At 71.7% G+C, this 1,677-nt stretch carries 2 protein-coding genes and 1 pseudogene; all 3 read left to right on the top strand.

Annotated features, from left to right (window positions below; translation table 11 throughout):
• The coding region (locus V6590_RS20730; protein WP_335425613.1) for a pyocin knob domain-containing protein at positions 1-938 on the top strand (938 nt) is incomplete at its 5' end.
• Between the two features lie 12 nt (positions 939-950).
• A complete protein-coding gene (locus V6590_RS20735; RefSeq protein WP_335425614.1) occupies positions 951-1,319 on the top strand; it encodes a hypothetical protein in 369 nt (122 codons plus the stop codon).
• Positions 1,316-1,677 (top strand): annotated as a pseudogene (locus tag V6590_RS20740) (hypothetical protein); the annotation flags it as partial. The gene V6590_RS20735 and the pseudogene V6590_RS20740, both read left to right, overlap by 4 nt.

The following is a 1,677-nucleotide window of genomic DNA, read 5'->3' on the forward strand; positions in this document are numbered from 1 at the left end:
TGACGGCGGCCGACCGGGGCCGGGTCATCAGCGCCAGCGGCAGCTGGGTCCTGACCCTGCCGCTCGCGGCCCATGCGGGGGCGGCCTTCTTCGTCTCGGTGGTCAATACCGGGACCGGCACCATCACCCTGACCCGGCAGGGCAGCGACAGCATCGACGGCGCGGCGACGCTGGCCTTGCCGCGCGGGCATGGGGTTCTGGTGATCTCCACCGGCAGCGGCTGGCTGACGCTGGGCCGCCCGGTGACCGCAGGCCCGACCGATGCCATGGCGGGGCGGGTCCTGCAGGTGGGCGATGGCGGGCTTCTGGCCACCGCGCCGGTCACGGTCAGCCTCAATGCGATGATGCCTGCCGGGACCTATACCTATGTCTTCAGCGATCCGGCGATCCCGAGTTCGGGCAGCGGCGCGGTGATCGTGCTGCGCAGTGCCGCCACGGTGAACTTCCAGGCGCAGATCGCAAGCCCGCTGACCGGCGGGGTCTTCCTGCGCCGCACGCAGGATGCCGGGGTGACCTGGACGCCCTGGGAGCGGATCGTCACCCTGCGCGGGCTGCTGGGCACGGTCAGCCAGTCGGGCGGCGTGCCGACCGGGGCGGTGCTGGAGCGCGGCAGCAATGCGAATGGCGATTATCTGCGGCTGGCCGATGGCACGCAGATCTGCTGGATCACCGCAGGCCTCGCACAATCGATCCCTGCCGGGGCCTATGTCGAGGCGAGCTGGACCTATCCGGCGGTCTTCGTCTCGGGTTCGGTGCCCCAGCCCCGGGTGGCGGTGCGCAGCTTCAACGATCCGGCCTCGCGCCAGAGTGCCGCGCGGCATCTGCGCGGGGTGGGCGGCGGGGTCGGTGCGACCGCAGGCGTGCTGGGCGTCGTCAATCTCCATTCCGCCGCTGTCGAGGCCCGTCTTGACGGGCTCGCCCTTGGCCGCTGGTTCTGAAGGAGCCTCTCGATGATCCTGACCCTGATCCCGATCCGCGCCGATGATCCGGTCCCGGTTCTTGCCCGGAAGGGCGAGGTGCTGATGGTGAATGGCACCCCGCATGACTTCGCCCCGCTGCCCGAAGGCGCGGTCTTGCCGCGCGCGGCCGTGCCGGGCGGCTGGCTCGCCTCGGATGTGACCCGGCAGGACGGGGTGCTGCGGCTTGCGCTCTTCCTGCCGCATGGGCCGCTGCCCTTCCCCGCCCCGGATGCGGCCCGCCGCGTGACCCATCCCGACCCGGTCGAGGTCTGGGAGGATGGCCCGGTTGCCCTGCCGGAATGGAACCCGCCCGCGCCTGACGCGCCGTTTGAAGACCCGTTTGAAGGGGGTGTGCAATGATCGACTGGAGCCAGATGATCGGGGCCGAGGCCCGCGCGGTGGAGGCATTGGCGGAGGCCAGGGCAGCGGCCCGGGCCGCCCTGACCCATGCCATCGATCAGGCCCGCCGCCAGCTGGTCACCGATCTGCCGGGCCAGCAGATGATCTATCTCGCCAAGGAGGCCGAGGCCCGCGCCTGGCTGGCCGAGCCGCAGCCCGATCTCGCGGCCTATCCGCTCCTGTCCGCCGAGACCGGCCTCACCGCCCCCGATCCCGATACGCTGGCGCAGATCTGGCTGAACCTTGCCGCCATCTGGCGGCAGGAGGCCGCAAGGCTCGAGGCCCTGCGCCTTGCCACCGCCGCCGCCATCGATGCCGC

The sequence above is a fragment of the Gemmobacter denitrificans genome (genome assembly GCF_036964905.1).
Lineage (GTDB): Bacteria > Pseudomonadota > Alphaproteobacteria > Rhodobacterales > Rhodobacteraceae > Gemmobacter > Gemmobacter denitrificans.

Bases quoted from the DNA above. Each gene is read 5' to 3' on its own strand.
- V6590_RS20735 (WP_335425614.1), top strand. From the start codon at position 951: ATGATCCTGACCCTGATCCCGATCCGCGCCGATGATCCGGTCCCGGTT.